Origin of the sequence: Pseudomonas sp. Irchel s3h17, from assembly GCF_900187505.1 — a bacterium.
Taxonomy (GTDB): domain Bacteria; phylum Pseudomonadota; class Gammaproteobacteria; order Pseudomonadales; family Pseudomonadaceae; genus Aquipseudomonas.
The window spans coordinates 77,680-102,652 of sequence record NZ_FYDL01000001.1 but is presented as its reverse complement, the minus strand read 5'-3'; the positions used below and the strand labels follow the sequence as shown (position 1 = coordinate 102,652).

Annotated in this window: 21 protein-coding genes and 1 pseudogene; 18 read left to right on the top strand and 4 right to left on the bottom strand. The window is 62.3% G+C overall.

All coding sequences use genetic code 11. The features are described 5' to 3' along the window. Positions 1-15: 15 nt before the first annotated feature. From CKW25_RS00495 to CKW25_RS00455, 9 genes are all read left to right on the top strand, one after another. Entirely contained in the window at positions 16-1,071 is a 1,056-nt protein-coding gene (locus CKW25_RS00495; RefSeq protein ID WP_095077076.1) for a spermidine/putrescine ABC transporter substrate-binding protein, read from the top strand. An 89-nt stretch (positions 1,072-1,160) separates the two neighbouring features. Further along, positions 1,161-2,021 (top strand): ABC transporter permease, encoded by an 861-nt coding sequence (locus CKW25_RS00490; protein ID WP_095077075.1) that lies wholly within the window; start codon positions 1,161-1,163, stop codon positions 2,019-2,021. Continuing rightward, a complete protein-coding gene (locus tag CKW25_RS00485) occupies positions 2,018-2,824 on the top strand; it encodes an ABC transporter permease (RefSeq protein ID WP_095077074.1) in 807 nt (268 codons plus the stop codon). The genes CKW25_RS00490 and CKW25_RS00485 overlap by 4 nt, the downstream gene beginning before the upstream one ends. Then, positions 2,817-3,896 (top strand): ABC transporter ATP-binding protein, encoded by a 1,080-nt coding sequence (locus CKW25_RS00480; RefSeq protein WP_095077073.1) that lies wholly within the window; start codon positions 2,817-2,819, stop codon positions 3,894-3,896. The genes CKW25_RS00485 and CKW25_RS00480 overlap by 8 nt, the downstream gene beginning before the upstream one ends. Before the next feature lie 32 nt (positions 3,897-3,928). Continuing rightward, entirely contained in the window at positions 3,929-5,212 is a 1,284-nt protein-coding gene (locus CKW25_RS00475; protein WP_095077072.1) for a glycosyltransferase, read from the top strand. Further along, positions 5,205-5,573, top strand: coding sequence for a cupin domain-containing protein (locus CKW25_RS00470; RefSeq protein WP_095077071.1), 369 nt, complete (start codon positions 5,205-5,207; stop codon positions 5,571-5,573). Before CKW25_RS00475 ends, CKW25_RS00470 begins: the two co-directional genes overlap by 8 nt. Positions 5,574-5,743: 170 nt before the next feature. Beyond that, on the top strand, positions 5,744-6,088 hold the full coding sequence (locus CKW25_RS00465; protein WP_095077070.1) for a cupin domain-containing protein: 345 nt from the start codon (positions 5,744-5,746) through the stop codon (positions 6,086-6,088). Between the two features lie 5 nt (positions 6,089-6,093). Then, the gene (locus CKW25_RS00460; protein WP_095077069.1) at positions 6,094-7,128 is read left to right on the top strand and encodes an aminoglycoside phosphotransferase family protein; all 1,035 of its coding nucleotides are present in this window, start codon (positions 6,094-6,096) and stop codon (positions 7,126-7,128) included. A gap of 33 nt (positions 7,129-7,161) precedes the next feature. Next, on the top strand, positions 7,162-8,661 hold the full coding sequence (locus tag CKW25_RS00455; RefSeq protein ID WP_095077068.1) for an aldehyde dehydrogenase: 1,500 nt from the start codon (positions 7,162-7,164) through the stop codon (positions 8,659-8,661). Positions 8,662-8,718: 57 nt separating this feature from the next. Here the strand turns inward: CKW25_RS00455 and CKW25_RS00450 are convergent, their stop codons facing one another. From CKW25_RS00450 to CKW25_RS00440, 3 genes are all read right to left on the bottom strand, one after another. Next, positions 8,719-10,032 carry an FAD-binding oxidoreductase gene (locus CKW25_RS00450; protein ID WP_095077067.1) on the bottom strand — a complete coding sequence of 438 codons (1,314 nt, stop codon included), beginning with the start codon at positions 10,030-10,032 and terminating at the stop codon, positions 8,719-8,721. Further along, positions 10,029-11,117, bottom strand: a complete 1,089-nt coding sequence (locus tag CKW25_RS00445; protein WP_095077066.1) for a polyamine ABC transporter substrate-binding protein — start codon at positions 11,115-11,117, stop codon at positions 10,029-10,031. The genes CKW25_RS00450 and CKW25_RS00445 overlap by 4 nt, the downstream gene beginning before the upstream one ends. A 114-nt stretch (positions 11,118-11,231) precedes the next feature. Then, positions 11,232-12,590 carry a glutamine synthetase family protein gene (locus CKW25_RS00440; protein ID WP_095077065.1) on the bottom strand — a complete coding sequence of 453 codons (1,359 nt, stop codon included), beginning with the start codon at positions 12,588-12,590 and terminating at the stop codon, positions 11,232-11,234. A gap of 162 nt (positions 12,591-12,752) precedes the next feature. Between CKW25_RS00440 and CKW25_RS00435 the strand changes: the two genes are divergently transcribed. From CKW25_RS00435 to CKW25_RS00425, 3 genes are all read left to right on the top strand, one after another. Continuing rightward, complete coding sequence (locus tag CKW25_RS00435) at positions 12,753-13,685, top strand: helix-turn-helix domain-containing protein (RefSeq protein WP_095077064.1); 933 nt, start codon at positions 12,753-12,755, stop codon at positions 13,683-13,685. A 128-nt stretch (positions 13,686-13,813) separates the two neighbouring features. Beyond that, entirely contained in the window at positions 13,814-16,351 is a 2,538-nt protein-coding gene (locus CKW25_RS00430; protein WP_095077063.1) for a T6SS effector BTH_I2691 family protein, read from the top strand. Then, a complete protein-coding gene (locus CKW25_RS00425; RefSeq protein WP_256577888.1) occupies positions 16,351-17,361 on the top strand; it encodes a DUF6708 domain-containing protein in 1,011 nt (336 codons plus the stop codon). Before CKW25_RS00430 ends, CKW25_RS00425 begins: the two co-directional genes overlap by 1 nt. On the opposite strand, the pseudogene CKW25_RS00420 reads toward CKW25_RS00425, so the two are convergent. Beyond that, positions 17,358-17,558 (bottom strand): annotated as a pseudogene (locus CKW25_RS00420) (cupin domain-containing protein); the annotation flags it as partial. The gene CKW25_RS00425 and the pseudogene CKW25_RS00420 sit on opposite strands and share 4 nt — an antisense overlap. A 155-nt stretch (positions 17,559-17,713) precedes the next feature. Here CKW25_RS00420 and CKW25_RS00415 point away from each other — a divergent pair. The 6 genes from CKW25_RS00415 to CKW25_RS00390 all read left to right on the top strand — a co-directional run bounded on the left by CKW25_RS00415 (position 17,714) and on the right by CKW25_RS00390 (position 24,956). Beyond that, on the top strand, positions 17,714-18,361 hold the full coding sequence (locus CKW25_RS00415) for a TetR family transcriptional regulator C-terminal domain-containing protein (protein ID WP_095077062.1): 648 nt from the start codon (positions 17,714-17,716) through the stop codon (positions 18,359-18,361). Between the two features lie 92 nt (positions 18,362-18,453). Then, positions 18,454-19,170 carry a response regulator gene (locus CKW25_RS00410; protein WP_095077061.1) on the top strand — a complete coding sequence of 239 codons (717 nt, stop codon included), beginning with the start codon at positions 18,454-18,456 and terminating at the stop codon, positions 19,168-19,170. A gap of 5 nt (positions 19,171-19,175) precedes the next feature. Further along, positions 19,176-19,949, top strand: coding sequence for an ABC transporter substrate-binding protein (locus tag CKW25_RS00405; RefSeq protein WP_095077060.1), 774 nt, complete (start codon positions 19,176-19,178; stop codon positions 19,947-19,949). Next, on the top strand, positions 19,946-22,207 hold the full coding sequence (locus CKW25_RS00400) for an ATP-binding protein (RefSeq protein WP_095077059.1): 2,262 nt from the start codon (positions 19,946-19,948) through the stop codon (positions 22,205-22,207). Before CKW25_RS00405 ends, CKW25_RS00400 begins: the two co-directional genes overlap by 4 nt. Before the next feature lie 209 nt (positions 22,208-22,416). Further along, positions 22,417-23,829, top strand: a complete 1,413-nt coding sequence (locus CKW25_RS00395; protein ID WP_095077058.1) for an amino acid permease — start codon at positions 22,417-22,419, stop codon at positions 23,827-23,829. 335 nt (positions 23,830-24,164) lie between these two features. Then, on the top strand, positions 24,165-24,956 hold the full coding sequence (locus CKW25_RS00390) for an enoyl-CoA hydratase/isomerase family protein (protein WP_095077057.1): 792 nt from the start codon (positions 24,165-24,167) through the stop codon (positions 24,954-24,956). Positions 24,957-24,973 lie beyond the last annotated feature (17 nt).

Genomic DNA, 24,973 nt, shown 5'->3' with positions numbered 1-24,973 from the left:
CGTTAGGTGAGCATTATGAGAAAGCTGAAGCACCTTGTTTGCGCAGGACTGGCCGTTTCCGTTGCAATCGCCTCATCAGCCGCCAGTGCCAAGGATATGGTCATCTCCATCTGGGACGGCTACATGGCCCCCGATGCGCTGGACAAGTTCAAAGTGGCCAGCGGTGTCACGGTCGACAAGGCCTTGCACGCCACCAACGAAGAGATCATGGGCAAGCTCATGGCCAATGGCGGGGAAGGCTACGACGTGGTCTTCGTGTCCTCGCCCTTTGCCGAAGTCCTGCACAAGCAGGGGCTGCTGGCGGACATCGATCCGGTCAAAGTCCCCAACCTGAAAAACCTCTACCCCGAAGCCACTCACCTGGAATACGACCCGGGTAACCAGTTCTCGGTGCCTTACACCTGGGGCACCACCGGAATCTGCTACCGCTCCGACAAGGTCAACCCTGCGCCCAGCAGCTGGAATGACCTGCTCAACCCCAGCGATGCCCTCAAGGGCAAGGTGACCCTGCTTGCCACCGACCGCTGGATGCTCGGCGCCGGGTTCCTGGCCAAAGGCTGGTCGGTCAATGACAACAACACCCAGCATATCGGCGCGGTACGTGACCAACTGATCGCCACCAAGAAGCGCATCCTCGCCTTCGACGACACCACCTTCTACTCCAAGCTCGCTTCCGGCGAATCGCTGATGGCCCATGCGTGGGACGGCTGGTGCAACTACGGCACCCAGGCCAATGGGGCGATCCGCTTCGTGGTGCCCAAGGAAGGTTCCGACCTGTGGGTGGACACCATGGTGGTGCTCAAGGGGTCGAAGCATCGGGACGAAGCCTTCAGGTTCATCAACTTCATGCTGGACAAGGGCAACCACGCCTGGGTCGCCGAAAACATTCTCTACAAAGTACCGAACCAGGCCGCCATGGCCGGGTTGTCCGCCGACCTGCTCAAGCAGTATCCGAACCTGAGCATCGCCCCGGCCGAACTGCTGAAGATGGAGCAGTTGCGCGACTTGGGCGGCACCACGCAGAAGGCCTATACCCGGGCCGTCACCGAAATCATGGCGGCGCAGAACTAGCCCGCGGGTTCTGACCGGGGCATGCCGCTGCATGCCTCGCCATTCTAGGCAAGCCACCTTGCTGCGTGCGGGGTCGGAGGATACGGGTAATGAGTGCATTGCATGCCGACAGGCGTCTGTCGGCCTGGCTGCTGACGCCTGGACTGGGCTGGCTGCTGGTTTTCCTGGTGGTGCCGTGCCTGTTGGTACTGGTCTACAGCTTTGTGGAGCGCGGTGCCTATGGCGGCATCGACTGGGTGTTCAGTTGGGAAAACTACCAGCGCGCGCTCGATCCGCTGTACCTGGGGATCGTCCTCAAGTCGGCGAAGATCGCCGGGCTGGCGACCCTGTTCGCAGTGCTGATCGGCTACCCGGCGGCGTATGCGATAGCCCGGGCGCCACGGCGTCGGCAGGCGGTGTTCCTGTTCCTGGTGATGCTGCCGTTCTGGAGCAACTACCTGATCCGTACCTATGCCTGGATCGTCCTGCTCAACCGCGAAGGCCTGATCAACCGCCTGCTGCAGTTGCTCGGCTACAGCGGTGACCCGATCAACCTGCTGTACACCGAGGCTTCGGTGGTGCTGGGACTGGTCTACAACTACATCCCCTTTGTGATCCTGGCGATCTTTTCCTCGCTATCGCGGATCAACAGCGAACTCTGGGATGCCTCCAGGGACCTCGGTGCCTCGGGCTGGATGACGTTCCGCCGGATCATCCTGCCGCTGAGCGTGCCGGGTATCGCGGCGGGCGCGGTGTTTGTCTTCGTGTTGAGCATCGGCAACTTCATCACTGCTGACCTGTTGGGCGGCAAGCAGGTGCAGATGGTCGGCAACCTGATTTACTCGCAGTTCCTCACGGCGCGGGACTGGCCGTTCGGTGCCGCGCTGAGCTTTTTCCTGATCGCCATCATGCTGATCCTGTTGTTTATCCAGGCGCTGGTCGCCCGGCGTGCCGAAGGAGGTCGCCCATGAGCCAGCCACGAACGGTCGGCGGGTCGTTCCTCAGCGCGCACTTGGGCGTGGTCTATGCCTTTCTCTATGTACCGATCCTGGTGCTGATCCTGCTGTCGTTCAACAAGTCCGGGCTGCCGACTGCCTGGGGGGGCGTGTCCTTCAAATGGTACGTGTCGCTGGCCAACAACACGGCGATCCTTTCGGCGGCGCTCAACACCCTGATCGTGGCACTGTCGGCGACCTTGATTGCCTGCGTGCTCGGCACGTTGCTGGCCTTGGGCGTCGAGTTGCGGCGCAAGGGCAATGACAAGGGCCAGGTGGTCGACACCCTGCTGATGGCACCGATGATCATCCCCGACATCGTGCTGGCCATCGCCTTGCTGAGTTTTTTCAACCTGCTCAAGGTCGGCCTGGGCCTGCACTCGATCATCGTCAGCCATGCGGTGTTCAACATTGCCTTTGTCTGCGCCGTGGTGCGGACCCGGCTCAAGCATTTCGACTATTCGATCCTCGAAGCCTCCATCGACCTGGGCGCGGGCTGGTTCACCACCTTTCGCCGAGTCCTGCTGCCGGTGATTTTCCCCGGTGTGCTGGCGGGTGGATTGCTGGCGTTCACCCTGTCGGTGGACGAATTCATCATCGCCTTTTTCAACTCCGGGTCCGGCCAGGCCTCGACCACGTTGCCGATGCAGATCTACGCCATGATCCGCTTCGGCGTCACCCCTGAAATCAATGCCCTGGCGACGCTGGTGATGCTGGTCAGTATCACCGCGCTGCTGGCCTCCCAGCGTCTGAACAAGGCTCCGCGCACCCATGAATAGCTCATCTGCGGTACTGATCCTGGACAAGGTCAGCAAGTCCTATGGCAATGGCCTGGCAGTCGACGAGGTGTCGTTGAACATCCGCGAGAACGAGTTCTTCGCGCTGCTCGGGCCTTCAGGCTGCGGCAAGACCACGTTGCTGCGCATGCTCGCCGGATTCGAAACCCCCAGCGCTGGCTGCATCTACCTCGACGGCCTGGACATCTCGCCGCTGCCACCCAACAAGCGGCCGTTGAACCTGATGTTCCAGTCCTATGCGCTGTTTCCCAACATGACCGTGCGCAAGAACATTGCCTATGGCCTGGAGATGGAGCGCTTGCCGGAGGCGCAAATCCGCCAGCGGGTCAATGAGGTGCTGAGCACTGCACAGCTCACTGAACTGGCCGACCGCAAGCCCGATCAACTGTCCGGCGGGCAGCGCCAGCGGGTGGCCCTGGCCCGTGCACTGGTCAAGCGCCCGCGGGTCCTTCTGCTCGACGAACCCTTGGGGGCGCTGGACAAAAAGCTGCGGGAAAAAATGCAGCTGGAACTCAAGCGCCTGCAACACGAGAGCGGCATCACCTTCATCGTGGTCACCCATGATCAGGAAGAAGCCCTGGTGATGTCCGACCGCATGGCGGTGCTCGACGGCGGCAAGGTCTGCCAGTGCGGCAGCCCCAGCGAGCTCTACGAAAACCCCAACAGCCGTTTCGTGGCCAACTTCATTGGCGTCAGCAACCTGTTCGAAGGTCTGCGCGGTGCCGAGCAGCGGGTGATGGTCAACGGCCACGAACTGAAGGTCGAGCCCCAGCCCGGCGCGGTGCGTGGCGAAGCGGTGGCGGTGGTGGTGCGGCCTGAGCGCCTGCAAGTTCTGGGGGGGCAGGGGGGTGAGTGCGACAACCAGGTCCAGGGGCAGATCGTGGAAGTCGCCTACCACGGGCTGGATACCAACCTGCACGTCAAGACCGCGCTCAGCGACAAGCCGCTGATTGTCCGCGTGCCGTCCTCACAATTCGAGTTTGCCCACTTCTCCAGCGGTATGGACATCCGGCTGGGCTGGCAGGCCCGGCACGCCCGCGTACTGACGCACTGAACAATAACAAGACCAGGCAGGAGTAGCTCTCGATGAAACAGAAAGTGATCGCCTTCTTTCCGGAGGCCGCCTACGGCCCGGCCCTGAACTCCGTCGGTATAGCGCAGGCGTGCGAAGCCCTGGGGCACAAGGCGGTGTTCCTGACCGACCCCGGCATGAGCGGGGTGTATGCCGGTTATGGGTTCGAGGAATACCCGGTGAACATGTCGGCGCCGATGCCCGCCGAGGACATGGCCCGTTACTGGGTCGACTTCATCAACGGTCACATTCCGAACTTTCGCAAGACACCCCTGGAGCAGATCGACACCTACGTGAAGGAGTGCTGGGCCGCCATCGTCGAAACCGCCAAGTGGGCGCAAAAGGACCTGCCAGCGGTGCTGGACCGGGTCAAGCCGGACCTGATCTGTGTCGACAATGTGATTCTGTTCCCGGCGATCAAGCAATACGGCAAGCCGTGGGTGCGGATCATCTCCTGCTCGGAGAACGAGATCGACGACCCGGACATCCCGCCGCACCTGTCGGGCATGAGCGTCGACGACAAGGCCGGTCATGCCCGATTTCGCCAGCGCTTCGACGCGGTGGTCGGGCCGATTCACCAGGACTTCAACCAGTTTCTCAAGGACCATGGCGAGGCACCGTACCCGCTGGGGATGTTCTTTGAAGCGTCGCCCTACATGAACCTGCTGCTGTACCCGGACGCGGTCAAGTTCGAGCGTCGGCATCCACTGCCACCAGAACGCTTTCACTACTTGCAGGGATGCGTGCGCAGCGACACCACGTACCAGATCCCGGCGTTCCGCGCCCACCCTGACAAACCCCTGATCTACGCCAGCTTCGGCAGCCTGGGTTCGGGTGACGTCGAGTTGCTCAAGCGCCTGATCCGTGCCCTCGGCGAACTGCCCTATCGGGCCCTGGTCAATGTCGGCGAGCACCTGGACGAATACCACGACCTGCCGGACAACGTGCAGATCGCCAACTGGTTCCCCCAGCCCTCGGTGATCGCCCAGGTCGACGTGGTGATTCACCACGGCGGCAACAACAGCTTCACCGAGTGCCTGTACTTCGGCAAACCGGCGATTGTCATGTCCTACGTCTGGGACGGCCACGACAACGCCATGCGCGCCGAAGAAAGCGGCCACGGCTTCAAGCTTGACCGCTATGACTGGGACCCGGCGCAACTGGCCGGGAAACTGGCTGCCTGCCTCAGCGACCCGGCGATGCGCCAGCGCCTGCAGCGCACCAGCGCCCAGATGCAAGCGCGCAAGGGCCCGGAAGACGCGGCGAAGATTCTCGACAAGGTATTGAACGATGAGTGATGCGAACACCACGGCGGGGTTCACGCCGTACCTGGCAGACGTGAGCCGCCGCACCGACCTGGTGGACTGGGGCGTGCAGAGCGACGCCCTGGAAGGGGTTTCCCGTTCCAGCGGACGCCTGCTGTTCAAAGGCCCGGACAACCGCCCGGAAACCGGCCTGTGGGTGTGTACGCCGGGCCGCTGGCGGCTGTCGATTCCGCGCGACGAGCTGTGCCATTTCCTGGTCGGGCGTGCCACCTACCGCAACGACGACGGCGAAGTGATCGAGGTCTACCCCAACACCCTGGTGCTGTTCCCGGCCGGCTGGACGGGCGAGTGCGACGTCCGGGAAACCCTGCGCAACGTTTATATGCTGGTGTAGGCGCCAGGCATGCCCGCACACCGCAGATCCCCTGTGGGAGCGGGCTTGGTCCGGGCGGTGGTCCGACGAAGGCGGCGTGTCGGTCAAGGTTGATGTTGAAACTGATGGCCTCTTCGCGGGCAAGCCCGCTCCCACAAAAAAGCACATCCACATCGATAGGAGAGCCACCCATGACCACCCCGTTTCTGTATGACCCGTTGAAGATCACCGAAGTCAAAGACTGGGGCGTGATCCCCACCATGCTCGAGGGCGAGTCCCGCGTGTCCGGCGTGGTGCTGCACAAGGGCCCCGAGGGCCAGTCCGAATGCGGCCTGTGGATCTGCACGCCGGGCACATGGTTTTGCCATGTCACGAGCGACGAGTTCTGTCATTTCATGGAAGGCCGCTGCACCTATGTCCACGAATCGGGCGAAGTCATCGAGATCAAGCCCGATACCATTGCCTTCTTCCATAAGGACTGGAAAGGCGTGTGCACCGTCCACGAGACCGTGAAAAAGGTCTACATGATCAGGTGAGCGACATGAGCGATGCCCTTGCACTGCCGCGGGTCCACGACGTCGAGCGCGACCAGGCCCGGGCGCAATTCCTGGCCCGGGCCGGGTTCGCCAACGCACCGTTGCAAGCGTTGCCGGCGGATGCGTCCCGACGCCGGTATTTCCGGCTGACGGGGGCTGGCTTGCTGTTAATGGACTCGCCCCCGGACACTGAACCGTTGGGTCCTTATGTGCAGGTGGCGCGTTATCTGCGCCAGTCGGGGCTGTCCGCGCCGACGCTGGTGCAGGTCGACGAGGAGGCCGGCCTGGCACTGATCGAAGACTTTGGCCAGGACACTTACACCCGCTTGCTGGCGGCCGGGCACCAGGACGAGCCCTTGTATCGGCTGGCGGTCGATGCGCTGCTGGCCTTGCACCGGGCACCGGCGGTCAGTGGCGATCAACTGGCGCCTTACGATGCCGCCCGCTTGAGTGACGAGTACGGGCTGTTCATCGACTGGTATGCGCCCCTGCTGATCGGCCAGGCGGCGGCCCAGGCCCTGCGTGAACCCTATATGCAGCTGTTCGCCCACGCGTTGCAGGACGTCGCCCTGCGCCGAGAAACCCTGGTGCTGCGCGATTTTCATGTCGACAACCTGATGCTGCTCAACGGCCGCAGCGGTGTCGCCGCCTGTGGCTTGCTGGATTTCCAGGATGCCCTGTCGGGCTCATGCGCCTATGACCTGATGTCATTGCTCGAAGACGCCCGGCGTGATGTACCCGAAGCCTTGCGCGTGGCGCTGCTCAGTCACTACCTGGTCAATCGCGCCGACATCGATGCGATGCGCTTTCTCAGTGACTACCGCCTGCTGGCCGCACAACGCCACGCCAAGGTGCTGGGGATTTTTGTACGCCTGGCCGTGCGCGACGGCAAACCCCATTACCTGGCCCATTTGCCGCGCGTCCTGGGGTTGTTTGCCCGGGCTCTGGAAAGCGAGGCGTTGCAGCCGCTGCGCGGGTTGCTTGATCAACGGATGCCGGGCTGGCGCGCAGGATTGCCGTCGCCCGGGCGTCTTGCCTGACGTTCCCTCTATTGATTGGTTCAAGGATTGCCCATGAGCACGTTTCAAACCGAGACTCCGTTGTGCTTCATCACCCCCGATTTCCTCACGCCGCTGAGCCGGCGCCTGCGCCAGATTCTCGACCCGGCGACCTTGCAGCCCGTTGGGCAGATCGCCCTGTGCGACGAGGCCGATGTGCAGGCCGCCGTCGAGGCCGCGAATGCGGCGCAACAGGCATGGCGCAAGGTCGATGCGAAAAGCCGCGCCGCTCGCCTGCACCAACTGGCCAACACCCTCGAGCAGTCCACCGCGCGCAACCGTGAAGTGGCGCGCCTGATGACCCTGGAAATGGGCAAGCCGTTTCCCGAGGCCATGGGCGAGCTGGCCAACTGTGCGCCGATCTTTCGCTACTACGCGGAGATGGCCCGGGATGACGCCGGCAAGGTCGCCGGCACCACCCAGATTGGCTCGTTCCAGCATGTGCGCTACGAACCGTTGGGCGTCAGCGTGCACATCATGCCGTTCAACTTCCCGATCCTGTTGATGTGCTGGACTGTCGCCGCCTCCCTGGCGGCGGGTAACGCCTGCATCGTCAAGCCGGCGGAAACCACGACCTTGTGTACCTTGAAGTTCATGGAACACTTCTGCGAATTGCTGCCGGGGCTGGTGTCCTGCGTGCCGGGGGATGCGCACACCGCGCAATGCCTGGTGCAGTCGACGGGGACCCACGGCGTAGCGTTCACCGGCAGCGTCACGGCGGGCAAGGCGGTGGCCGTGGCCTGTGCCGAGCGCATGAAGCCTTGTGTGATCGAAGCCGGCGGCAGCGACCCGATGATCATCTCCCGCCATGCACCGCTGGAGGTGGCCGCTGCCGGGGCAGTGACGGCCGCCTTCCACCTCAGCGGACAGATCTGCACCTCCGCAGAGCGCTTTTTTGTGGTCGACGAGATCCATGACGCCTTTGTCGCCCGTTTCGCCGAGCGCACCCGGGCCCTGCGCATCGGCCATGGCCTGGAGCGCTCGGAGATCGGGCCGATGGTCAGCGAGGCGGCGCGGGACAAGGTCATGCGCCTGGTCGACGATGCGCAGGCCAAGGGCGCGACCCTGGTGTGTGGCGGGCGGATTCCGGCGGATCAGCCGGTGGGCTGGTTCTATGAACCGACCATCCTGACCGGCGTCACGGCCGACATGGCAATCTTCCACGAGGAGTGCTTCGGGCCGGTGGCGGCGATCTGCCGGGTCAGCGACTTTGACCAGGCGGTGCGGCTGGCCAACGACTCACCCTTTGGCCTGGGCGCTTCCTTGTTCTCCACGGACCTGGCCGAAGCCATGGAGGCCGCCGAGCGCCTGGAGGCCGGCATGGTCTGGGTCAACAACCCGCTGATCGACAACGACGCACTGCCGTTCGGGGGCTGGAAAATGTCGGGGCTGGGGCGCGAACTGGGGCGCCAGGGGCTGGACGCGTTTCGCCGTTCGAAGATGGTGATCATCGATCACCAGCCCCAGGTCCAGGACTGGTGGTACCCGTACGCGGATGACGTGTTCTACCGCTGAAGGACGATGCCTGCCCCCGACAATGGCGCCGGGGGCAGGTGGGCAGTGCCGGTGTTGTCAGCCGAGCATTTCCCGCAGGCGATACCACATCATGCCCAGGACCAGCAGCGGTGTGCGCAGGGCCCGTCCGCCCGGGAAGGTGAGGTGCGGCACCGCGCTGAACACATCCATGCCCTGGCTGTGTCCGGCGTGGATGGCCTCGCCCAGCAGGCGTGCAGTCCAGTGGGTGACGTTCAGGCCATGCCCCGAATAGCCCTGGGCGTAGTACACGTTCGGGTGCTGGGGCAGTCGTCCGACCTGAGGGAAGCGGTTGGCGGAAATACCGATCCGGCCACCCCATTGATAGTCGATGCGCACTTTGGCCAGTTGCGGGAACACCTTGAGCATTTGCGGACGCATGTACGCGGCAATGTCCGCCGGATCGCGCCCGGTGTAATGGCAGGCACCACCGAACAGCAGGCGTCGATCGGCGGACAATCGGTAGTAGTCCAGGCCGACTTTCTGGTCGCACAGCGCCATGTTCTGCGGGATCAGCTCGGCGGCAGCCTGTTCCGACAACGGCTCGGTGGCGATGATGTAGCTGCCGGCTGGCAGCACCTTGCCGCTGAGCTTGGGTTCCAGCTCCTCGAGGTGGGCATTGCAGCCCAGCACCACACGGCCGGCGCGCACCGATCCGCTGGCACAGCGCAGGGTGACGGTACTGCCGTGGATAATCTCCAGCACCGGGCTGTGCTCGAAAATCCGCACCCCCAGGGACTCGGCCACCCGCGCTTCGCCCAGCACCAGATTGAGCGGGTGCAGGTGACCCGAGCCCATGTCCACCAAGCCCCCCGCGTAAACCCCAGAGTTCACCACCTGGCGTATATCCTGGGGGCCGATCAGGCGGGTTTCATGGGCGTAGCCCTCGGCATTGAGGGTCTGCTGCTCTTGCCGGAACGCGGCGAATTGCGCCGGGGTGTTGGCCAACTCGCAGAAGCCCCAGCGCAGGTCGCAGTCGATCGCGTGTTGGCGAACGCGTTCGGCAACCACCTGGACCGACTCGATGCCCGCGCGCTCCAGATACCGCACGCCGTCCTCACCGACGTAGCGGGTAAACCCGGACAGGTCATGGCCAATCCCGCGGATCAGTTGGCCGCCGTTGCGTCCGCTGGCCCCCCAGCCGATGCGCCTAGCTTCCAGCAGGATCACCGACAGCCCGCGCTGGGCCAGTTCAATGGCGGTGTTGACGCCGGTAAAGCCGCCGCCGATCACGCACACATCGGCGTCAAGGTCGGCGGTCAGCGCCGGGCGTTGCAGCATCCCGTGCGCGCTGGCCGCGTAGTAGGAGCGGGCGTGTTCCGCTGCCGGAATAATCAATGTTGCCTGATTCATTGGTTGGACTTCACTTTGCTCCAGGAACGGGTCATCAGACGCATGATTCCCGGAGAAGGGGTGGTCGAGATGTAAAGTTTATCGAGCACGGCCTGAGGCGGGTACACCTCTGGGTTGTTCACCAGTTCCGCGTCCATGAACGGCTTGGCGGCCGGGTTCGGGTTGGCGTAGCCGACGGTGGCGCTGACCTTGGCAATCACTTCGGGGGCCAGCAGGTAGTTGATGAATTCGTAGGCCTCTTTCGGGTGACCGGCATCCGCCGGGACGGCGAGCAGGTCGAACCACAGGTTGCTGCCTTCCTTGGGAATCGAGTAGGCGATGTTCACCCCATTGTTGGCTTCCTTGGCACGGTTCGCCGCCTGGAACACGTCTCCGGAGTAGCCGAAGGCGATGCAGATATCGCCATTGGCCAAGTCCGAAACGTACTTGGAGGAGTGGAAGTAGGTGATGTACGGGCGAATGGTCAGCAGCTTGGCTTCGGCCTTTTTGTAGTCTTCGGCATTTTCGCTGCGGGGGTCCATGCCCATGTAGTTGAGGATCGCCGGGTACACTTCATCGGCCGAGTCCATCATCGACACGCCGCACTGGCTGAGTTTCTTCAGGTTCTCGGGTTCGAACATCACGGCCCACGAGTCGATGTGATCGACCCCCAGCACCTGCTTGATCTTGTCGACGTTGTAGCCGATGCCGTTGGTGCCCCACAGGTATGGCACCGAGTGCGCGTTACCCGGGTCGTTCTTCTCCAGCAGCATCAGCAGCTTGGGGTCGAGGTTTTTCCAGTTGGGCAGCTGTTCGCGGTCCAGCTTGAGGAAAGCCCCGGCCTTGACCTGACGGGCCAGGAAATGGTTGGAAGGCACCACCACGTCGTAGCCGGTGCGGCCGGCGAGCAGCTTGCCTTCGAGGGTTTCATTGGAGTCGAACACGTCATAGACGACCTTGACACCGGTTTTCGCCTGGAAGTCGGCGAGGGTGGTCTCGCCGATATAGTCGGTCCAGTTGTACACGCTGACAGTGGGCTGTGCCTGTGCAACCGCACTGCATAACAGCGCCAGCGCGGCGGGGACGACGGATTTCAATAGACGCATTGCGACACCTCTTTGAATGATTGTTTTCGGATCGTAACCACGTTGCGTATGCGGAAGCAGGGCGTCCCGGGCTGCGCTCCCACGCAGGAGCGTGGGAACGATTCGCCTCAGGGATCAAACGCTCAGCAGCAGGAACTCGCGCTCCCAGGAGCTGATCACCCGCTTGAAGTTTTCATGTTCGGCACGCTTGACCGCAACGTAGCCACGCACAAACTTGCTCCCCAGGTAACGCTCGATGGCCGGGCAGTCTTCCATGTTTGCCAGCGCATCCTCGATGGTGATCGGCAGGCGCAGGTTGCGGCGCTCGTAGGCCCGGCCTTCGACCGGTGCGCTCGGCGACAGGCCTTCGATCATGCCCAGGTAACCGCACAGCAGGCTGGCGGCGATGGCCAGGTACGGGTTGGCGTCGGCGCCCGGCAAGCGGTTTTCCACGCGCATGGCGTCAGGGCTCGAGGTCGGCACGCGCAGGCCGACGGTACGGTTCTCCACGCCCCATTCCACGTTGACCGGCGCCGAGGTGTCCGGCAGGAAGCGGCGGAACGAGTTGACGTTGGGCGCGAACATCGGCAGCAGCTTGGGAATGTACTTTTGCAGGCCGCCGATGTGGTACAGGAACAGCTCGCTCATCTCACCGTCGTCATTGGCAAAGATCGGCTTGCCGGTGGCAATGTCCACCACGCTCTGGTGCAGGTGCATGGCGCTGCCCGGTTCATCGCCAATGGGCTTGGCCATGAACGTGGCGGTGACGTTGTGCTTGAGCGCCGCTTCGCGCAGGGTGCGCTTGAACACGGTGATCTGGTCGGCCAGGTCGAGGGCGTCGCCGTGACGGAAGTTGATTTCCATCTGCGCAGGGCCGTCTTCATGGATCAGCGTGTCGAGGTCCAGGCCCTGGAGTTCGCACCAGTCGTAGACGTCTTCGAACAGCGGGTCGAATTCGTTGGCCGCGTCGATGGAGAACGACTGCCGACCGCTTTCGGCGCGGCCCGAACGGCCCAGCGGGGCCTTGAGCGGCAAGTCCGGGTCTTCACAGCGTTGCGTCAGGTAGAACTCCATTTCCGGCGCGACAATCGGCTTCCAGCCCTTGTCGGTGTAGAGCTGCAGCACTTTCTTCAGCACGTTGCGCGGTGACAGTTCGATCGGGTTGCCGAACTTGTCGAAGGTGTCGTGGATCACGATGGCGGTTGGCTCGATCGCCCATGGCACCACGAAGACGGCGTCGGAAACCGGCTTGCAGACCATGTCGATATCCGCCGGGTCAAGCAGGTCGTAATAGATGTCGTCGTCGACAAAATCCCCGGTTACCGTTTGCAACAGCACACTTTCCGGCAGGCGCATGCCTCGCTCATGCAGGAATTTGTTGGTGGGTGCAATTTTGCCGCGTGCAATGCCGGTCAGGTCGCTGACGACACACTCGACTTCGGTAATCTTGTGATCTTTCAGCCATGTATAAAGCTGATCGAAAGGGGCGTTCATAAAGACCTCATTGTTGGTTTTATCAGCGCCAGGGTTGGCATTCCCGAGCGGGAAGGCTTCCCCTGTAGCGCGTTGACGACTATCTTGGGCGAGGCTTGCCGTTCCATCTATCCACTTTAAGCAGTCACAAAGCGCACCAAAAGAGTGCGCGCGGATCTCCCCATGACAGTGTCAACGCCGTTGCACGTACAGGCTTTCAATACCGCCGATGTCGCCGACCAGATACGCGCCACACCTGGGTGGGTGCAGCACTATCAGCAGATGTCGCCGGGGCATTTCGCCGGTCTGGTGCGCTACCTGGACCTGCAGGGGGTGGAGATCTACGAGGAGTGCATGAACACCCGGGTCGAGCAGAACTTCAGCGCGCCCCCGGGGGCGCTGGCGTTCTGCTTCGACCGCAGCGACAACGCGCTGTATGTGCTCAATGGCGAAAGCCGCAACATCTGGATCACCCCGGAGAACTACCAGGAAGTGGCCGTGGTGTTCGGCCCGGAGTTCGTGCAGCGCCATGGCCTGAGCATCGAACGCCTGGAAGGCTTGTTCATGTCACCGCTCAACTCCCAGCAGAACGCGCTGTTCAGCCGCTGGCTCAGCGGGACCCTGACCCGGCTCTCGCAGACTATCGACCCACCCAGCCGGGAAGCCTTGACCCAGCAGTTGCTGGACGACTGCCTGTTTATCCTCGACAACGCCTGCGTTTGCCTCGACCAAGGGGCGTTGCAGCGGCGGGCGGGGGAACGGGCGATCATGAAGCGAGTCGGCGAGTGGGCCGCCGATACCCCGGAAGAACACCTCAACCTGCTGGAGTTGTCCCAGGTCGCCGGGGTTTCATTGCGCCAGTTGCAGCACGCCTTCAAGACCTACACCGGCATGGCGCCGACCCAATGGCTGCGCCTGCGCCGCCTCAACAGCGCCCGCCGCGAACTGCTCGCGGGCAGCACCCGCCAGACCACCGTGGCCGAAGTGGCGATGCATTGGTCGTTCTGGCACCTGGGGCGGTTTTCCAGCAGCTATCGGGCGTTGTTCCAGGAGTTGCCGAGTGACACCTTGAAGCGCTCATGTGTCACTCAGATGACCGGACGCGTGCGGCGTTAGCCGGTGGTGGTTGTCTGCTCACGCACTCAATACAGAGCCTGCCTACAACCAACAAAGAAACGTCTGATTTATCTTCTCTCGCTCCTTGCCTAGGTTGCTCAGCACCGCAGACAAGGGGTGTTTGAACCATGAGTGAAGACCTGACAGAGTTGTTCCACCGCATCGCCCTGCAATGCTTCACCGATGAAGCCCCCAGTGCCTGCGTCACCTGCAAGCACAGCGTCTCGATCCTGCCACTGCGTTATGCCGTGCTCGGTAGTGCGGACTTCAACGAACCCCAACTGCCCGTGCCGGATCTGCCGAAACCGCTGGATCCCGGCAGCCTGGCACTGAGTACCGCGCGCTATGGCGTCCGCCCGTTACGCCAGGGTTATCTATACCTGTTCGTGCGGCGCTACGCCTGCGACTGGGTCTGTGAAGGCGCCTACCAGACCTACGACAGCGGCTTGTGCAAGCCCCTGTGGCCGGCTGACGGCGACGGCTTCAGCTATGGCAGTCCGATGCCGAACATCGGTGAGCGAGTCATCCGGATCGCCGACCCCGAAGCCGTCGACGAAGCGCGCATGCTGTTCACCCCCGACCCACTGACCCCGAGCCTGCTGGAGGCAATCCGCAGCGAAAAGCGCCTGCGCGAGACCCTGCGTCACCTGGACATCCGCCAACTGATCCAGAGCTGTCGTTACTCCGACCATGTGCTCACCGTCGAGCAGTTGGAGAGTCGGGTCGCCGATCAGGTTGCACAGGGTTCCGCTGTGCTGGCGAAGGCCCTGGCCGGGCAACTGTTTGCCCCACCGAGCGGGTTTGCGGTGCTGGATCACATCGCCCCGCAACTGGCCGCCGACAAGATCAACGCCCAGGGTTTTGCCGTGGTGCTGGATGATCCGATCGGCATCACCCAGGAGCTGAATGCCTGGCGCAACCAGGGCGCCGAAACACTCCAGGCATTCATGGCCACCGTCGACAACGAAGGCATCAGCAACCAACGCAAACACAGCATCGCCTTCGCCCTCGACAACCTGAAAACCACCCTCGCCGAACAGGCCCGGCAGGCCTACACCCACCACGCCAATACCTTGGGGGTGCGCTACACCGACCCCGAGTACGCGGCCAACAATGCCCATATGGTCGGCGCTTCAACCGGCGCCTATCGTAGCTACCGCAATCCCGCCGACCAGCAGCGCCAGGAGCAACTGGCCATCGAGCGTGAGCAGCAACACAGTTGGGGCGGTAAATACGCCCGTTACCTCGATGAACCCCGACTGCAGGCATTCCTGGCCGAATACCAGGCCGCCGTCGATCACGCCGACCGACTCAAGGATGCCCGCGCCGCCGATCATCTGCTCTGGCTAGAAAGCCAGGCCCTGCTGGATGCGCTTGACTGCTATGACCGTCGCGACCCGCGCAGCGGCCTGGCCTTCGAAGCGCAACTGGGGGCTGCCGTTGCAGGCATGAACAGCACCCATGCGGGCGAGGCGTTGCTGGCCCAATGGAGCGACACCGACAGCGTCAGCCGCAGCAACCTGTTCTGGCGTGGCCTGGGTCAGAATCAAAGCGCCGCCCTCGGACAGATCAACAGCCTGTTGGTACAACGCAACCAACTGCCGAGTCTCGACGAAGCGGCCTTGCTGGCCCTGACCCAGGGTTTGGCCGAGACCTTCGAGAAAACCCATGCCCTGATCACCGAAATGAATTTCGACGCGCCGCCGACCGGCATCCACTACAGCGGTGCCGTGTTGATGATCAAGACCTTCGGTACCTGCCTGCTCAACAGCCGCCTCGCCCAACTGAGCGACCGCCCCCTGAACATCGCCCTGGGCTGGGCACTCAAGGCCCGCCTGGGACGCCTGGGTCAACAGGTTCAGTTGCAACGCAGTGGCGCCCCTTTGAGCGCCGGCGCCCAACACAAACTCAACCGCGCCGCCGCCCGCAGCCTGCAAGAAGGCCTGGGCCGTGGCGCCAGCGCCATCCGCCTGGACCTGCGGCTGGGTACAACGCTCAGCGTGCTGCAACTGTGGAACCTCAAGCTCAGGGCGGAAAAAACCGACAAGGGCTCCCGCGAATACATCGAACTGGCCGCCGCCATGATCGCGGTCTCGGCCGCCGGCCTGGAACTGGCCGCCGTGGCTGTGGGCTTGTCGGAGAACAGCCGCAATAGCGCGATTCGCCAGGCGGGAGCGCTGATGGGAGGCGGGATGAAGTTGATGGGGGGAGTGCTGGCGTGCGGGGCGGCTACGGTGGGGGCGGTGTTTGATTTTGCGGATGCTTGGGAGGGCAGAAAGCATGGAAGCCCCAGTTTGACCTTCGTCTACTCCATGCGGGCAACTGCGCAGATTGGTTCGGCATATTTTTCAGCGGCAATAGGGATAGCAGTGGCAGGCCCTTTTATCGAACACCTTATCCAGAAACATGGAGAACAACGCATCCTGACAATTTTGCTCGATAAGTCTGCACAACTTGCACTGCGGATGACCTTTATGCTGCGTTGGTGCATTCGGATCAACGTTGTGATCTTCGCATCAACTGTTGTATTGGAGCTGTTGCTGCCCAATGCCCTACAAAACTATCTGCAACATTGCACCTTTCGCAAAGAACGTTCAGTCGGAACACCCGCCTCCGAAGAACAGGAGTTGAAGAACCTGCACAACGCTATTGAGTCAACCCTCTAATGTATTTTTACGAATGGATGGCCTTTGATGGTCGTGAGAAAATTGATTACCAAAAGCTTGTATCCGACACGGAGAAACGGAAAAGACACGGTAAAACCGTCCCCCCTGTAACTGTGGATCGCAGCGTGTCAGAAGCTGTCTTTGATAATGAGTCGCTGTACTCCCACAGCGATACTTATATTGATGTTCGCACCCCAAATGACGAAAAAAGAGGATTGATTACTTTAGCTGCAGGTACGGGAGGGTTAATGTTGTGTTTGGCAGCTATTGCAGCCATCTGGTTCCCCATTGAGGACTTCACAAGAGGCGCGGATGTTAACGGCAATCCCTTGGGGTGGGAGTTCTACGTCTTCACTGCTGCACTGACGCCTCTGACTAGCCTTGGTGCCCTTTATCTTTATTTTCGTTATGTCTTCTGTCAGTTTCGCTTGGAGGCCTTTACCGCCCGCCGCCTCATCGTACGATTCAACCGCATCACCCGGAAAGTCTACCTGCTGCGTCCCAAACACCTCGGTGGTGTTGTCGCGCTGGACTGGGACAAGGCCGAAGTCTGTCTCGACCCCAATATGTCTGAAGCTGAAGGTGCAGGTGGCTTTGTCCTGCTGGGGTGGGAAAAGGAGAGTCACGCGGTTTACGACGCCGAGGGCAGGCCCAAAGATGACTTTGAAATCACCTTCGTCGGCAAACCCACCCGCAACGCCAGCGAGCTGCTGGCGTTCTGGGAGTACATCCGCCGCTACATGGAGGAAGGCCCGCAGGCGGCTCCCAGGCCAAAACGGCTGATCAGCAAGTTCCCCTGGCCGTGGAACTCCTTCAAGGCCGCATGGCGGCTGGACACCGGTTTTGTCGGTAAGCCGGCATTGTGGCTGTTTGTGGTGATCAACCTGCTGTTGCTGCCGGTGATCCTGATTCACGCATTTTTTCACTGGGTGTCATTGTTGCTGTGTTACGAGCCGAGGTTTCCCGAGGCCATCGAGCAGGCAGGGAAACAGCGCGAGAACGTGGACTAAAACGTCGGCGGGGTAATCACCCAGATCACCACCGCGTCCACGTCGCCCGGGTTGCCGTAACGATGGGGTTCCTGGCTGGAGAAGCTGAAGCTGTCGCCTTCATTGAGCTGGAAATACCGTTCGCCGACCCACAGTTCGAAACTGCCCGTGAGCAGGTAGCCGGCTTCTTCGCCTTCGTGGCTGTAGCTTTGCCTGCTCGATCGGGTGGCACCGGACTATCGCGACTGAAAGGGCTGCGCAGGCCATCCGGATACCTGGCGCTGGAGACTGCGCACGCTCTTGCTGTACAGTTGTTCAGCTCATCAGGTGTCAGCTTGAGCCGCTAATGAACCCGCCAAGGAGAGTGTTGCCCATGAGTCAGGAAGCCCGTTTTTCCCGTATGGAACCGGAGTTGCGCAAGGCCAACCTGATCGAGGCAACGCTGGTCTGCCTCAAGCGCCACGGCTTCCAGGGCGCGTCGATCCGCAAGATCTGCGCCGAGGCCGGGGTTTCCGTGGGGCTGATCAGCCATCACTACTCCGGCAAGGACGAACTGGTGGCCGAGGCCTACCTGGCGATTACCGGGCGGGTCATGACCCTGTTGCGCGACGCCATCGAACAGGCCGCCCCCAACGCCCGTGAACGCTTGTCGGCGTTTTTTCGTGGTTCGTTTTCCGCCGAACTGCTCGACCCGCAACTGATCGACGCCTGGCTGGCGTTCTGGGGCGCGGTGAAAACCGCCGAGGCGATCAATCAGGTCCACGAACACTCTTACGCCGAGTACCGCGGTATCTTGCGCAAGGTGTTGTCGGAACTGGCCCAGGAAGAAGGCTGGGAAAACTTCGACGCGGACCTGGCCGCCATCGGCCTCAGTGCCTTGCTCGATGGCCTGTGGCTGGAGTCGGGCCTCAACCCCGGGACCTTCAGCCCGCAGCAGGGCCTGCAGATTTGCGAAGCCTGGGTCGACGGTTTGCAAGCCGGGGGGCGCCGCCGCTTCTGTTTGCAGACAAGCAGCTGTTGATCACTTGTTCAGCAGTGGATACTCTCTGGCGTCAATGCAGTCGAATACTCTAATAAGAAACACGCCTTCGGGCATACGCAGGACACCAAGCGATGATTCCTCGGGTACTGATCGTCGATGACGATCCGCTGATTCGCGAACTGCTGCAGGCCTACCTGTCGCAGGAAGGCTACGACGTCCATTGCGCCGCCACGGCGGAGCTGGCCGAAACCTTCCTGGCAAGCCAGGCGGTGGACCTGGTGATGCTCGATATCCGCCTGCCGGGCAAGGACGGCCTGACCCTGACCCGGGAACTGCGGGTGCGCTCGGAAGTCGGGATCATTCTGATCACCGGACGCAATGATGAAATAGACCGCATCGTCGGCCTGGAATGCGGTGCCGATGACTATGTGATCAAACCCCTGAACCCTCGTGAACTGGTGTCCCGGGCGAAAAACCTGATACGCCGGGTGCGTCATGCCCAGATACCGCAGCCCGTGGCGACAGTCCCGCGGCCGGTCAAGCAATTCGCGGCCTGGTCCCTGGACACCGACCGCCGTCGACTGATTGACCAGGCCGGCGGTGAAACCCTGTTGACCCATGGCGAGTACCAGTTGCTCAGCGTGTTCCTGCGCAACAGTGGCCACACCTTGAGCCGCGACCAGTTGATGGACCAGATCCGCAACCGCGAGTGGGTGCCGACTGACCGCTCCATCGACGTCCTGGTGGGACGCTTGCGGCGCAAGTTGCATGACGACCCGGCCGAGCCGCAGCTGATCATCACCATCCACGGCGCCGGGTACCTGTTCACCGCCAGCGTGGCGGCCTGACCCCCATGGGGCGGTTGCTCGGGTTGCTGCTGGCGCTGGTCGCCGGCAGCGCGCTGGCCGCCGAGAAAGTGCGCTACTGCGATTACCCGGTCTATCCGCCGATCTCCTGGAGTGACGGCAAGCAGGTGCGCGGCCTGGCACCGAGCGTGGTGAAGCACCTGTTCGGCCAGCTGGGTTACGACGTCGAGATCGTGGTGCTGGGCAACTGGAAGCGCTGCCTGCTGGACGCCGCCGAAGGCCGGGTTGATGTGGTGCTGGCCTACAGCACCGCGCAACGCGAGCAAAGCATGCTGTTTTCCTCGGTGCCGGTGTTGCGCGAGGAGGTCGCGTTGTTCATCAATCGTCAGCACCCGGTCAAGTTCGAACGGCTGGAAGACCTGGCCCGCTACCGTGGCGGCCTGTTGTTCGGTGAAAGCTATGGTGTGGATTTCGACCAAATGGTGGCCCGGCACAACAACATCGAATGGGTCTCCGACAGCGGGCAGAACTTCGGCAAGCTGATTCGTGGGCGCATCGATTTCATCACCCAGGAACGTCGCACCGGGCAGCTGTATGTAGAGCACCTGCCGGGAGCGCAAGACATCGTCGCCTTGCCCAACGCCTTGAGCGTGGACTACCTGCGGGTCGCGGTCTCGCGCCGTTCACCGCTGGCCAGCCGTATGCCGCAGATCAATGCGCAGTTGCAGCGCATGGTGGACGCAGGGGATATCGAGCGCTGGCTCAACGAAAGCGAAGTCACCTACCGCGACATGGTCAACCTGCCGGCGAATGCGCCATGATTCGCGCTCGGCCCGGTGGACTGTTGCGGCGCCTGTTGCTGTTCATTCTATTGTTCAGCCTATGCTTTACCGTGCTTGCCAGCACCGTGCAGCTGTACATCGAGTACCGCCGGGAAATGCGCGACATCGATTCGCGCATGGAGCTGATTCGCGCCGGCTACCTGGCCAGTCTTGAACGCAGCCTGTGGGACCTGAACCAGGAACAGTTGAACGTGCAATTACGCGGCCTGGTGGATTTCTCCGATGTGGCGCGGGTACGCCTGAGCAGTCCCGACTTCGACCTGTTGCAAGGCAACCCGGCCCCGGTCGGGCCATTGCGTATCGAGCGTTTCGAACTGGATTACCAACCACCGTCGGGGCCCCGGCGGCATCTGGGCGAACTGGAGGTCAGTACCGACCTGGGGGCGGTGTATCAACGGCTGTATGCCACCGGCTTGACCAGCCTGCTGTGGATGAGCGTGTTCCTGTGCGGCCTGGCGGTGGCGCTGTCCGGCTTGTTCTACCGGTTGGTCACCCGCCACTTGCAAGTGATGGCCGGGTTCGCTCGCCGCATCGCCGCGGGCGAATGGCACGAGCCGCTGCACCTGGACAAGAGCTGTAGCGCCGCGCCGGACGAAATCGACACCGTGGCCCATGCCCTGGACGACATGCGCCGGGCGATCCTCAGTGACATTGACCGGCGCGAATCCGACCGCCTGGCCCTGCAGGACAATCGGGATGAACTGCTGCGCATGGTCGAACGGCGCACCGCCAGCCTGATGCGCGCCAAGGACGAGGCCGAGGCGGCCAACCTCGCCAAGTCGCGGTTCCTGGCGACCATGAGCCACGAGTTGCGCACACCACTCAATGGCATCCTCGGCATGGCGCAACTGCTGCGTGGCGCCGACCTGGACGCACGCGACAGCAAGCGCCTGGACGCTCTGTACAAGGCCGGTGAAGGGTTGCTCACCATCCTCAATGAAGTGCTGTATTTCGCCAGGCTGGAGGAGGGCGAAAGCCCCCTGGAACGGGTGGACTTCTCGGTTCGCCAGTTGCTTGACGAGGTACTGACCCTGCTGGAACCCCGGGCGTTGGCCAACGACACCACGCTGCACTGCCTGATTGATCCGTTGGTGGAGCCGCGACACCACGGCGCCGAGCAGTTCTTGCGTCAGGTACTGAGCAATCTGCTGGCCAACGCGATCAAGTTCACCGAAGGCGGACAGGTCAGCGTGGTCGTGCTGCAACTGGCGCAAGCCCCCGACCGGATCGGGCAACGCCTGCGGGTCAGCGTCACGGACAATGGCATCGGGATTGCCCCGGCCATGCAGGCGAAAATTTTCGAGCGCTTCACCCAAGCCAGTGAAGAGGTGGCGCAACGCTTCGGTGGCACCGGGCTGGGCCTGGCCATCTGTAAACATCTGGTGGAAAAGATGGGCGGGGTCATTGGCGTCGACAGTCAACCCGGGCGCGGCAGTTGTTTCTGGTTCGAGCTGACGTTGCAGCCGGCGAGTGCCGGTGTCGATGCCGTGGTCAGCCATGCGCCGACGCAGCCACTGAAGATTCTGGTGGTCGAAGATGTGGCGCTCAATCGTGAAGTGGTCAGCGGCTTGCTGCAACGGGACGGGCACCAAGTCTGGCTCGCCGAAGAGGGCCAACAGGCGCTGACGCAATGCGCCGGACAGGCCTTTGACTTGATCCTGCTGGACGTGCACCTGCCGGGGATCAGTGGTGTGGAGTTGTGCAGACAGATCCGTGGCAGCGCCGGCCCGAACCGTCACGCGCGGATTTTCGCCCTGACCGCCAGCGTGCAGCCGGCACTGGTGCGCGGTTACCTGGATGCCGGCATGGACGGCATCCTGGCCAAGCCCCTGAAACTCGACAGCCTGCGCCAGGCCCTGGCCGGTCAGGCGCCAGCAGCCGAACCCGAGCAGGATGACGAAGCCATGGACTGGCCGTTGCTGCACACCCACCGCACCTTGCTGGGCGAGCAGAAGGTCCAGGGGTTGCTGGCCATACTGCGTGAATCGATCACTCAACATCGCCAAGCACTGAGCGAAGCCATCGGGGCTGACGACTGTACCGAAGTCGCTCACCTGGCCCACCGCCTGGCCGGCAGCAGCGACTCACTGGGGTTCCGTGCCTTGGCCACGGTGCTGCGGGCATTGGAGGAGGCGGCACTGGCCAACGATGAATCGGCGATCCAGGCGTTGTCTCCCCGGGTCGATGAGCAGTTGCAGTGTTCGCTCCAGACGCTCGAAGGCCTGTTGCAGAGCTGACGTACAAGATTGTTACGACTTTCTACAACTTCGATCCTTACGGTCAACGCGAACTTACATGGCTTTCCAATAATCGACTCAACCGCTGCAAGCGCGGTCTTCGAAGCTTATTGGAGATAATAATAATGAACTGCCGTAAAGCTGATCCTTCCTTGCGCCATGACCTCCTGTCGTGCGCCGCGCCTCTCACTGACCGCTGAGGTGCCGACATGAGCGAATCTATCGAACGCACAGGCATTCACCTGACCCGCGCCCTGAAAAGCCGGCACATTTTCATGCTGTCGCTGGGCGGCGTGATCGGCACCGGGCTGTTCATGGGCTCGGGCGTGACCATCAACCAGGGCGGCCCGGTGGGGGCGATCCTGGCGTACCTGGTGGCCGGTTTCTTGATGTATCTGGTGATGGTCTGCCTGGGCGAACTGTCGGTACAGATGCCGGTATCGGGTTCGTTCCAGACCCACGCCACCAAATTCATCGGTCCGGCCACCGGCTTCATGATCGGCTGGGTGTACTGGATGAGCTGGGCCACCACCGTGGGCCTGGAGTTCACCGCGGCCGGCATGCTGATGGTGCGCTGGTTCCCGGACGTGCCGATCTGGTACTGGTCGGCGCTGTTCGTGGTGGTGCTGTTCGGCCTCAATGCCCTGGCGACCCGTGCCTTCGGTGAAGCCGAATACTGGTTCTCGGGGATCAAGGTGGCGGCGATTCTCGGTTTCATCGTGGTGGGCGTGCTGGTGATTTTCGGCGCTATCCCGTTGACCAGTGGCGCACCGGCACCGATGACGAGCAACCTGATTGGCGACTCGCTGTTCCCCAATGACCTGTCAGCGGTGTTCGCGGTGATGATGACCGTGGTCTATGCGTTCCAGGGCTGCGAGATCATGGGGGTGGCGGCCGGTGAAACCGACCAGCCGGAAAAGAGCATTCCCCGTGCCGTGCGCAACGTGGTATTCCGCGTGCTGATTTTCTACGTGCTGGCGATCGTGGTGCTGTCGGCCATCGTGCCATGGCAGCAGGCGGGCCTGATGGAAAGCCCGTTCGTGCAGGTGTTCGACATGGTCGGTATTCCCTATGCCGCTGACCTGATGAACTTCGTGATCCTGACGGCGATCCTCTCCGTCGGTAACTCCGGCCTGTACGCCTCGACCCGCATCCTGTGGGCGATGTCGAAAACCGGCATGGCGCCCAAGAGCCTGTCGCCGTTGAGCAAGCGTGGCGTGCCGTTACGAGCGCTGAGCATCACCCTGTGCTTCGCCCTGGTATCGCTGATGACCAGTTTCGTGGCCGCCGACACCTTGTTCATGGTGCTGATGGCGGTGAGCGGCATGTCGGGCACAGTGACCTGGATCGTCATCGCCCTGGCGCAGTACAAATTCCGCAAAGCCTACCTGCGCGATGGCGGCAAACTCAGCGACCTGAAGTACCGTGCCCCGTGGTTCCCGGTGCTGCCGCTGCTGTGCATCGGCCTGTGCTGCTCACTGTTCGTGTTCCTGGCCCTGGATGAAACCCAGCGCCCATCACTGTACTGGGGCTTCGGCTTTATCGCCCTGTGTTATGGCGCGTACTTCCTGGTCCATCGCAAGCGCCAAGGGGTACTGGCGCCGACGCTGCCGACGGCGTAACAACGCGCCGTATCCATGTGGGAACGGGCTTGCCCGCGATGGCGGAGTGTCAGTCAACAGGGATGTTGAAGCTGATGGCCCCTTCGCGGACAAACCCGCTTCCACAGGTTTTTTGATCGTTCATTGCTTGTCGTGTCGTCAGTTGTGCGAAGTTGTAACAGCACAATCCTCGCCATACCGAATATCAAAAAATATTCCTTTAAATACAGATAGATAAGAAATTTTCATCCCTGTTACAGGGACTTTTTCGACCAATTGCCGCCTTGCTGAACACTCGTTTAGTATGGCCGCAAGTCGCCTCACCTCATGCCAACCACAACCATCCGAGGACTCGCATGACTACTCATTCTTCTCTGCTCGACCAGGTCGAAGCAGGCGTTGCCTGGATCACCCTCAATCGCCCGGCCCAGCGCAATGCACTGGACATCCCGACGCTCAAAGCCATTCACACGTTGCTCGACGGCTACAACGCCGATCCCGCGGTCCGGGTCGTGGTACTGACCGGCAGTGGCCGCAGTTTCTGTGCCGGCGCCGACCTCGACGAATGGGCCGCCGCCGAAGCCCGGGGTGCGCTGGAAAGCTACGGTTGGACGCAAACCGCCCATGCCCTGATGACCCGCTTGTACAGCCTGGAAAAACCGACCATCGCCGCGATCAATGGCACCGCCGTCGGCGCCGGGATGGACCTGACCCTGTGCTGCGACTTGCGCATCGCCGGGCAATCGGCGCGCTTCAAGGCCGGCTACACCAGCATGGCCTACTCGCCGGACGCCGGTGCCAGCTGGCACTTGCCACGCTTGATCGGCAGCGAACAGGCCAAGCGCCTGTTGTTCCTGGACGAATTGTGGGGTGCCGACCGTGCCCTGGCTGCCGGGCTGGTGAGCGAAGTCTGCGCCGACGAGCAGTTGCTCAGTGTCGCCAGCGAACTGGCCGCGCGCCTGGCCAATGGCCCGACGTTCGCCTTTACCCAAACCAAGCAGCTCATACGTGAAGGCGCTGATCGCAGCCTGGCGGAGCAACTGCAAGCGGAGCTCGCGGCCGGCTTGCTCTGCGGTCGCAGTGAAGACGGCAACGAAGCCCTGCGCGCCGCCATGGAAAAACGTCCGGCGCGCTTTATCGGTCGCTGAGACCTGGGCCGCCATTG

What these genes read in the sequence shown, in the direction of transcription:
- CKW25_RS00460 (WP_095077069.1), top strand. Translation starts at nt 6,094, where the DNA reads ATGAGCGATGCCCTTGCACTGCCGCGGGTCCACGACGTCGAGCGCGAC.
- CKW25_RS00480 (WP_095077073.1), top strand. Translation starts at nt 2,817, where the DNA reads ATGAATAGCTCATCTGCGGTACTGATCCTGGACAAGGTCAGCAAGTCC.
- CKW25_RS00470 (WP_095077071.1), top strand. Translation starts at nt 5,205, where the DNA reads ATGAGTGATGCGAACACCACGGCGGGGTTCACGCCGTACCTGGCAGAC.
- CKW25_RS00475 (WP_095077072.1), top strand. Translation starts at nt 3,929, where the DNA reads ATGAAACAGAAAGTGATCGCCTTCTTTCCGGAGGCCGCCTACGGCCCG.
- CKW25_RS00465 (WP_095077070.1), top strand. Translation starts at nt 5,744, where the DNA reads ATGACCACCCCGTTTCTGTATGACCCGTTGAAGATCACCGAAGTCAAA.
- CKW25_RS00400 (WP_095077059.1), top strand. Translation starts at nt 19,946, where the DNA reads ATGATTCGCGCTCGGCCCGGTGGACTGTTGCGGCGCCTGTTGCTGTTC.
- CKW25_RS00445 (WP_095077066.1), bottom strand. Translation starts at nt 11,117, where the DNA reads ATGCGTCTATTGAAATCCGTCGTCCCCGCCGCGCTGGCGCTGTTATGC.
- CKW25_RS00395 (WP_095077058.1), top strand. Translation starts at nt 22,417, where the DNA reads ATGAGCGAATCTATCGAACGCACAGGCATTCACCTGACCCGCGCCCTG.
- CKW25_RS00425 (WP_256577888.1), top strand. Translation starts at nt 16,351, where the DNA reads ATGTATTTTTACGAATGGATGGCCTTTGATGGTCGTGAGAAAATTGAT.
- CKW25_RS00430 (WP_095077063.1), top strand. Translation starts at nt 13,814, where the DNA reads ATGAGTGAAGACCTGACAGAGTTGTTCCACCGCATCGCCCTGCAATGC.
- CKW25_RS00455 (WP_095077068.1), top strand. Translation starts at nt 7,162, where the DNA reads ATGAGCACGTTTCAAACCGAGACTCCGTTGTGCTTCATCACCCCCGAT.
- CKW25_RS00405 (WP_095077060.1), top strand. Translation starts at nt 19,176, where the DNA reads ATGGGGCGGTTGCTCGGGTTGCTGCTGGCGCTGGTCGCCGGCAGCGCG.
- CKW25_RS00440 (WP_095077065.1), bottom strand. Translation starts at nt 12,590, where the DNA reads ATGAACGCCCCTTTCGATCAGCTTTATACATGGCTGAAAGATCACAAG.
- CKW25_RS00490 (WP_095077075.1), top strand. Translation starts at nt 1,161, where the DNA reads ATGAGTGCATTGCATGCCGACAGGCGTCTGTCGGCCTGGCTGCTGACG.
- CKW25_RS00435 (WP_095077064.1), top strand. Translation starts at nt 12,753, where the DNA reads ATGACAGTGTCAACGCCGTTGCACGTACAGGCTTTCAATACCGCCGAT.
- CKW25_RS00410 (WP_095077061.1), top strand. Translation starts at nt 18,454, where the DNA reads ATGATTCCTCGGGTACTGATCGTCGATGACGATCCGCTGATTCGCGAA.
- CKW25_RS00450 (WP_095077067.1), bottom strand. Translation starts at nt 10,032, where the DNA reads ATGAATCAGGCAACATTGATTATTCCGGCAGCGGAACACGCCCGCTCC.
- CKW25_RS00415 (WP_095077062.1), top strand. Translation starts at nt 17,714, where the DNA reads ATGAGTCAGGAAGCCCGTTTTTCCCGTATGGAACCGGAGTTGCGCAAG.
- CKW25_RS00485 (WP_095077074.1), top strand. Translation starts at nt 2,018, where the DNA reads ATGAGCCAGCCACGAACGGTCGGCGGGTCGTTCCTCAGCGCGCACTTG.
- CKW25_RS00495 (WP_095077076.1), top strand. Translation starts at nt 16, where the DNA reads ATGAGAAAGCTGAAGCACCTTGTTTGCGCAGGACTGGCCGTTTCCGTT.
- CKW25_RS00390 (WP_095077057.1), top strand. Translation starts at nt 24,165, where the DNA reads ATGACTACTCATTCTTCTCTGCTCGACCAGGTCGAAGCAGGCGTTGCC.